The organism is Bacteroides coprosuis (genome assembly GCF_020741705.1).
GTDB lineage: Bacteria > Bacteroidota > Bacteroidia > Bacteroidales > Bacteroidaceae > Bacteroides_E > Bacteroides_E coprosuis.
In genome coordinates, this window is record NZ_DYYK01000104.1 from 1 (window position 1) to 8,534 (window position 8,534).

At 35.0% G+C, this 8,534-nt stretch carries 5 protein-coding genes and 1 pseudogene; all 6 read right to left on the reverse strand.

Translation table 11 applies throughout. The annotated features are described in order from the left end of the window. Nucleotides 1-987 precede the first annotated feature (987 nt). Complete coding sequence (locus K8V80_RS06015) at nt 988-1,515, reverse strand: acetyl-CoA carboxylase biotin carboxyl carrier protein subunit (RefSeq protein WP_276776099.1); 528 nt, start codon at nt 1,513-1,515, stop codon at nt 988-990. A 12-nt stretch (nt 1,516-1,527) separates the two neighbouring features. Further along, a complete protein-coding gene (locus tag K8V80_RS06020; protein WP_276776102.1) occupies nt 1,528-3,027 on the reverse strand; it encodes an acetyl-CoA carboxylase biotin carboxylase subunit in 1,500 nt (499 codons plus the stop codon). An 18-nt stretch (nt 3,028-3,045) separates the two neighbouring features. Continuing rightward, the gene (locus K8V80_RS06025; protein ID WP_423773063.1) at nt 3,046-4,563 is read right to left on the reverse strand and encodes an acyl-CoA carboxylase subunit beta; all 1,518 of its coding nucleotides are present in this window, start codon (nt 4,561-4,563) and stop codon (nt 3,046-3,048) included. A 793-nt stretch (nt 4,564-5,356) separates the two neighbouring features. After that, nucleotides 5,357-6,637, reverse strand: a complete 1,281-nt coding sequence (locus tag K8V80_RS06030) for a DUF4302 domain-containing protein (RefSeq protein ID WP_276776108.1) — start codon at nt 6,635-6,637, stop codon at nt 5,357-5,359. Between the two features lie 35 nt (nt 6,638-6,672). Then, nucleotides 6,673-7,548, reverse strand: coding sequence for a zinc-binding metallopeptidase (locus K8V80_RS06035; RefSeq protein ID WP_006745081.1), 876 nt, complete (start codon nt 7,546-7,548; stop codon nt 6,673-6,675). Nucleotides 7,549-7,566: 18 nt separating this feature from the next. Beyond that, nucleotides 7,567-8,534, reverse strand: a pseudogene (locus tag K8V80_RS06040) (hypothetical protein); the annotation flags it as partial.

The following is an 8,534-nucleotide window of genomic DNA, read 5'->3' on the forward strand; positions in this document are numbered from 1 at the left end:
AAGGGCTATCGTATGTGCCTAAAACTAGCAACCGATCTATGTTATGGTTTAAATATTCACAACGATACACTAGATGTACTCGATCAGATTAAAGCAAATTAACGATATGGTAGCAAGTAAAGGTGTTTTAGTTAAATAATCTTTTCTAGGCAATTATTTAATATCATATTGCTTGTAATTCTCCTTTTAATAATTATATTTGAGACAACTAATCAAGGGAAAAGGTTGAGTTGTAAAAGACAGATCTTTTCGAAAGAAAAAAATTAGTGTAAGTGATGCGAAAATCTTATAGTACATTTATTTTATATACTAAAACCATTTGGAGTAAATGTATTACAAGCGTTTTTTAAAGAGCAAATAATGATTTTAAAAGTTGTTCATTCATAGTATCGACTAAAGTATGGTTTTAAGAATGAAGAAATAATCTAGTTGTTTTGATTTAAATATTAGTAGTAATTAATTAACCATAATCATTTTCTTTAAAGAGATTATTTCATCAAAAAATCAAAAGTGTAGTGTTCCCTTTTTATACACTACTCATCAGTTAAAGTATAGTTAAAAATTAAATTTAAATTAAAAAGAATAAAGCTATAATTCTCTACTTAATGCTCTTAAACTAATTTGACATTTAAACTTTGATTAGTAACAAATCAAAAAGATAATAACTTTAAAAAATTGGGCGGGAAGATTAACATTAATCTTCCCGCTTCTTTTATATCTTAAAAACAGAACATCCAAAAAGTGGGTTGATTGCAGACATCCATCATGACACCGACATGTTGATACTTTGACACCGACATGTTCATGTTTTGACACCGATAAGAGGTCCTCTTGAGTTAGTCCAAAATAGAGCTTGAAATTTGGAACATTTTAGAGAATCTAAGAGTGGCTCATTTCGTCCATAAAAAAAGGGGCAGAAATGATTCCTTAGAATTCATCAATGCCCCTTTACCAAAATATATAAACGAAGTAGAGTATCTTATATCTTTACGACTCTTTTTCCATTTCAATCAATAAATCATCCTTACTTGTATTATCACCCTCTTTTATCATCACTTTTTTGATGATTGCCTTTGTACTAGCCAAAATAGCATTTTGCATCTTCATAGATTCGAGTACAATAAGTGTATCTCCTTTTTTGACTGTATCGCCAGGTTTTACCATGACTTCGAGAATCTTACCAGGCATGGGAGATTTTAATTTAATAAGTGTTGACTCGGTAGATTTAGATTGAAGAATCTTCTTTCGTTCGTATGAGAAAGGAGTCTCAACAGAAAAACTGTAGGTTACCCCATTCATCAATATTTCATATTCATTTTGGTGAAAGTTCACGATTTCCAAGTGGTAACACTTATCGTCTACGTGCATCAAGCTGATGCCATCTTCAGTACGTTCAAACAAACAATGATAAGTCTGCCCACCACACTCTATTTTACCATCACCAAAATTGGTTATCTTATATTCATTATCATTCTCTTTATTGAGAAGAATGAGTTCTTTCTTTTTATTTTGCATAGCACCCTCCTATTAAATATTATTCATTTTACCCTTCAACTTCCACAAGTCTAAACCTGGGTTTACATTTTCTTGAGGGTCATTCTGCCTTCTATAGTGATTTTCGATATAAAGAGCTGCCACCAATTCTTCATCTTTTTCACGATGCACCATAGAGTCCATATCATTTTCAATAAAAGAAGTATCGAAGTTTCCACTTACAAACTTCTCATTGTTCAGTACTGCTTTATCAAAAGGAATGGTAGTTTTTACTCCACGGATAATAAATTTATCCAAAGCCTTTAACGTATTGGCAATAGCCGTTTCACGATCTTTAGCATGCACTATTAATTTAGCAATCATAGAGTCGAAATACAGACTGATTTCTGAGCCCACAACGACGCCAGAATCTACTCGCACACCTTCTCCAGTAGGCAAACGCAAGGCTTTTATTACACCCAAACAAGGAGAAAAGCCAGACTGTGGATCTTCTGCATTGATACGGCATTCGATAGCAGAGCCATTCAACTTCACATCTTTTTGTGTGATGGGAAGCTCTTCACCATTGGCAATACGTATTTGCAGTTCAATCAGGTCGAGATTGGTAATCATCTCGGTTACGGGGTGCTCCACTTGCACACGAGTATTCATCTCCATAAAATAGAAATTCATCTTTTTATCGAGCAAGAATTCTACTGTACCCAAACTGCTATACCCAGCTTCTTTAGCGAGAGAAATAGCTGCATCGGTGATTTTCTTTCGGAGGTTATCATCCAAAATACTTGATGGAGCTTCTTCGAGTAATTTTTGATGCTTACGCTGTATCGAACATTCTCTTTCTCCCAAGTGAACTACATTTCCATGAGTATCGGCTACTATTTGAACTTCAATATGTCGAGGGTTTTCTAGGTATTTTTCGATAAAAACAGCTGAGTTATTAAAGGCAATCGCAGCTTCGGAGGAAGCAGCAATGTACATTTGCTTTAGTTCGGATTGACGGTGCACAATACGCATACCTCGTCCTCCACCTCCCGTACAAGCTTTGATAATCAGTGGATAGCCCACTTTTTTGGCTACATTCACCACCTCTTCAAGTGTATGTATAGCCCCTTCACTACCTGTAAGCATAGGTACTTTTCCTTTGGCAGCAATCTCCTTGGCAACCACCTTATCGCCCATATCTTTTATCACCTTAGGAGTGGGACCGATAAAGATAACGCCCTCCTCAATACAGCGAACTGCAAATTGAGGGTTTTCAGATAGATACCCATAGCCAGGGTGTATGGCATCAATCTTATTATCTCTAGCCAAACCTACCAGATTTTCGATATCTAGAAACTCTGCAATATTATTAAATTCTCTCTCGGGAAAGTCTAAAACAAGATCCATAAAAGTAAGGTAATAAGCTTCGGGTTCCTTCACCGTACGTATTCCCACAGCTTTAATCCCCATCTTTTTGGCTGTTTTTGCTATTCGGATGGCTATTTCACCACGATTGGCAATCAGTATAGATTTTATATTTTTTGTTTTCATTGTATTCTTTATTAAAGGTTAAAGTGGTAAGTTACCGTGTTTACGTTTAGGACGAAGCTCCATCTTACGTTCAAGCGCATGCAAGCAATTGATAATTTTTACACGAGTTTGAGCAGGATCAATCACCTCATCTATATACCCTTTTTCATCTGCTATATAGGGGTTGGCCACTTCTTCACGATACTGAGCAGTAAGTTTCTTCTTCAGGGCAATAGGGTCTTCAGATTCTTCCAACTCCTTGCGATACAAAATTGCAATGGCACCATCGGGCCCCATAACTGCTATTTCGGCAGTAGGCCAAGCAAAAACAAAGTCTCCACCAATACCCTTACTATTCATAACAATATAGGCACCACCATAAGCCTTACGCAATATGATTGTGATTTTGGGAACAGTAGCATAGGTATAAGCATAAAGCAATTTTGCTCCATGACGGATGATACCTCCATGTTCTTGTTGTGTACCGGGCATAAATCCAGGAACGTCTTGCAAAGTTACAATCGGAATATTAAAGGCATCACATACATTTATAAAGCGAGCAGCTTTTACAGAAGAGTCTATATCTAGTGTACCAGCCATTACTTTAGGCTGATTGGCTACAATACCCACTACTCTACCATCCATACGCGCAAAAGCAGTAACAATGTTCATAGCATAATTTTCGGCTATTTCAAAATAGTCCTCATCATCTACAATCATCTCAATAATATCTTTTACGTTGTAAGGTTTGTCGGCATCATCGGGAACAATGTTTCTCAATAATTCTTCCGTTCTATTGGCAATGTCTTCCGAACGAATTTGAGGAGCCTCTTCAAGATTACTCGATGGCAGATAAGAAAGGAGTTTCTTTACACCTAGTATGGCGTTTTCACCATCATTGTACACAAAATCTGCTATACCCGACTTTGTACCGTGTACTGAAGCTCCACCTAAGTCTTCGGTAGAAACAGCTTCATTCAAAACCTCCTTCACCACATTGGGCCCAGTGACAAACATATAGCTGGTGTCGGCAGTCATAAAGATAAAATCGGTAAGTGCAGGAGAATACACAGCACCACCTGCTGCAGGACCCATAATGACAGAAATTTGGGGAATTACTCCAGATGAAAGAACATTTCGCTTAAAAATCTCAGCATACCCCGTTAAACTACTAATACCTTCTTGAATACGAGCTCCACCAGAGTCGATTAAACCCACAATAGGTGAACCTGTTTTAAGAGCTAGGTCTTGAACTTTAGCTATTTTACTAGCATGCATAGAACCCAAAGACCCACCTAATATATTAAAGTCTTGAGCATAAGCACATACCAAGCGCCCATTCACTTTACCAAATCCAGTAATAACGCCATCACCATAAGCTTTTACCGTTTTACCAAATGAGGCTTCTCCAGGCAGAACATAGGCATCGGTTTCCTCAAAAGTTCCTTCATCGAAGAGAAGAAGAATACGTTCGCGAGCCGTAAGTTTACCACGTTTATGCTGTTTCTCCAAATATGCTTTGTCATACTTTTTTTTGAGTAACTCCTGACGAAGCACAAATTGTTCATACGATTTTTCATTTTAATATAGATTTAAGTTATAGTCAATAAATCACTGTCAGGGAAGATATAGTTCTAACAAAAGAGACCTTTCTCTCAATAGTTCTATTTCGCTTTATCTCTTCTTGAAATGCCCTAGTTCATGTCTTGTACTGAATTACAATAATTGGACATACACCCATACTTATTATATGATTATGCCATCGGTTATGTCCAAATATTTCGCACAACACACACTGTTATAAGATGTAAAGAACTTGTACAGAATCCATTTTCAATTTATCTAAGCATCAATAGCATATAGCTGAGGCTCATTTAAATGTATAAATTATAATTAAATAAATTACATTTTATTGATTATATATTTCATTTTTAACCCATATTTCTCTTTCAATAGAAATAGGTAAGTAAATCCATCTAAAGAAACCCTATAAATATCAAATTGATTATATAAACTCTCTCCATCTATATATAGAAGGATTTATAACCCATAAGGTTTTACAAATAGACAAGAATAAAATATTTTCACTTACTTTTTGAATATTCAGTAAATAAGACACCTAAATAAGAGAAGAAAATTGTAAATATTAATCGGCTGTTCCGTAAATAAAACAGAATTAAATTGATACTAATGAGCCAAATAAGAGAGTAAAAACGAGGCAGGTTAAAGTTGGATAGCAAGGAAAAGACACCCTCTCTGAGAAAGATACAAACAACAAACTTTCAATCAAGGGTAAAAACAAGCAAGGTCGCCCAATTGGGCGACCTTGTAAATTAGGGTATAATTAAATTTAATTATCGTATGGCATTTCAATAAACTCTTTATAGAGCGTAAAGGCTATTGTTGGTTCTTCAGTATTTTCAAATCGTATCCATGTTGGTTTCAATGGATCATCTGATGTCAGTTTGTATGTTCCACCTATAGCTTGGAAGAAAAGTTTAAAGAAATACTTTGAATAATATTCATTTGCCGTTCCTCCGATATATCCAGTAGGTGCAATCATTAAAGTATTTCCATCAACTACTTCTGTATTAATAAAGAAAGCTCCCATAGCAAAACTCTCATTAGGTTTTTTAGCAATATAAGCAAGTGCGTAATCTCCACTAACAGCACCTAGATACATAGCCCTTAGAGTAATTCCATTAGGGTCAAGACCTGCGCCTTTTACAACATCCCACACCTGTTTCATTAATCCTTCAGTTCCACTATAAGCAAAATACCAACTTGAACTTAGAACTTGAACACTTAGTGGCGGAGCAGTTGGAGTTAAAATAGCCCAAGTTTCCTCATTTAGGAAGTGATTTGCCTCTGTTATCCATTTAAAAGAGGAAACATCAACTGAACCTATTTTAATAGGATCATGCAACTCTATTCCGTCCTCAGTCACTATAAAAGAAGCAAATTGACTTGATCCTCCTTCTTCTAAAGCCGAGAACGTAAGTGTTCTATAACTTATAGAAACATCTGATTCATTTCCATTATATGAACATATAAAAGCAATATAATCTAAAAAGTGATCTCCTGTACCGATTATAGTACCCATCTTTTCAGACCAAGAAACATTTTCGTCCACAGGGACCATAATTATAATGTTTCCTGTCTTCTTTCCTTTCATTACTATTTTTTCAGGAGTAGCCTCAAGTATCATAAATTCATAATCACCTTGCATACCACTATCAGCTGGACCAATACCATCGGGGTTCTTAGGCTCAGCAAAGTAGTGAAATAAGTCATTGTGAGTATCAAATCGTAACACAGGACCATTATCACCTGTTAAAGAATAGAAGCTTTCAACTATTTTTTCACTTCCACCTCTTTCTGACATTACATCTACTTTGTTTTCATCTTTAAACTTAACAAAGAATGTATATCCACCATATTTTAAATCTTCCTGTGGATAGTATTTCATTAACCACCCATTTGAAGCAGAAAGTAAAGTTGTTTCATTTTCTATCAATCTCTGCTCCATTCTTTCTGCGGCAGAGACAGGGAATTTATCCTCATCATCCTTCAGACAAGATTGAATGGTAAAAGTGAGAAGTATTAATAGAAATATATTTATCTTTTTCATATTTTCTATGTTTACAAATATTAGTATTAATAATATTATTGCAGTTGAGTGAAATCATGTTCATCCATTTCGTCAATACGTTTTGCTATTTCATCACGTAAATCAGTAATGTTGATGTCCCAACTATCTTTTAAATAGTTGACTACAATATCAAATTTTGCACGAAGAATAGGTTGTCCTGTTTCACCTGCTACTTCAAAGAAACCATCCCATACCTCTTGAGTTGAAGTAAGGTAAGTAGCTATAAGTTCAACAAAATCCTCATCTACTGCACTAGAAGCATAAGGAGTTATAAAGCCTGCTTGAAGGGCTTGTTTGAGGTCCTTATCACTCCAGCTATCAGTCACATAATCAGCACCACTAATTTCATTAAAATCAGTTGTATATGGTTTTGTTTGATGCAGGATATGAGCAAACTCATGATGAACAGTTTGGAAGTACCAACTATTTAGTTGAGCAATATCATTCATATTCATAAGATTAATATTATAAAGAGTAATCTTACGTCCCCCTTCTGCTGTACCAAGAACCATATGGCCATTATTTTTATAAGCAGGAGATCCAATTAATGCTACTATTTTAGGAAAATAGGTTCTAATGAACTCTGTGCTACCAGTTATTTTATCATAAGTTTCTAGGCAAAGATATCTCACTAGATTAGCCATAATAATAGAGTTATGATAATCTGCTGGAACTAAATTATAGTTCATATCAGATTCAATATCCTCCATTCTATATTTAAAATCTATATTATAGACCTCTATATAATTATTCAAAATCCATTCATCAAATTCATTAGATTTTGTTTGTGGGTCTTTTATTACACTCGTACCACTTAAGCTATCTTCAGAACAACTAGAGATAAAGAATATAGCTAGGAGTAAGAGGGAATATATTTTTAACTTTTTCATATTCTCAAATATTTAAAATTATCTAGGGTTAGGAGTCATACCTGCTGTAATTACTTCAGATGGCAATTGAAAAGCAAATCGATTATCCCTCTTTTCTAAAGTTAGAGGCAACACAGAGGCTATTTTACCACCCTCAATTAATCTCCTAGTAATCGTCATACCATATCGTTTAATATCAAACCAACGCAATCCTAATTGAAGAGTTTCAAAACGTCTTAAATACAACACATATTGCAAAATTTCTTCTTGTTTACCTTGCTCAATTGTAAAATCGGGATTAAGTGCTTTCTTTGGAGTTGGCTTATCAGGAGTATAATACTCATAGCTTTGTGCCCATTTAACAATATCATCTTCTTTAACAGCTACATAGTCTTTAACATAAGCTTGTAACCATAAGTTGATATCTTGCACAGCCAAGCCGTATTGTTTAGTTCTCACATAAGCTTCTGCTCTTGAGAGTAGAGCCTCATCAGTAGTAAATGCAGGGAAGACAGTTTTTCGGTAACCTACACCTGCAACAGGATCTGTATATTCAAAGAAGAAAGGATTACGTGGCATAATCACTTTATCTAGATTTGTACCCCCATAATGCCTATATCTTACATGATATACTTTTTTAATGGCATCTTCACTAAATTCTTTCCATGGAGTTCGTTTTACCCCATAAGTTTCAGTATCTGTTAATAATTTATTATGAGTATATCTAGATTCTGTGTAATAAGGACCATATATATATCCCAAGTTAGAAGTAGCTGCTAATAATAGCAAATTAGATTTCATGCTTGGAGATACAAACTCTATAGCAGTAGCTCCACCATCTTGAGGTAAAGTAGCTAAATAAGCATTATCTCTAAGCATTCCCAATGGAGCTGCCCCTAATACTTCTGAAGCATATTCTATAACTTTATCCATATCTCCTTTATAGAGATAAAAACGAGTTGCAAAAGCATAAGCTGCTTTCACATTGAAATGATACTTAGGTATAT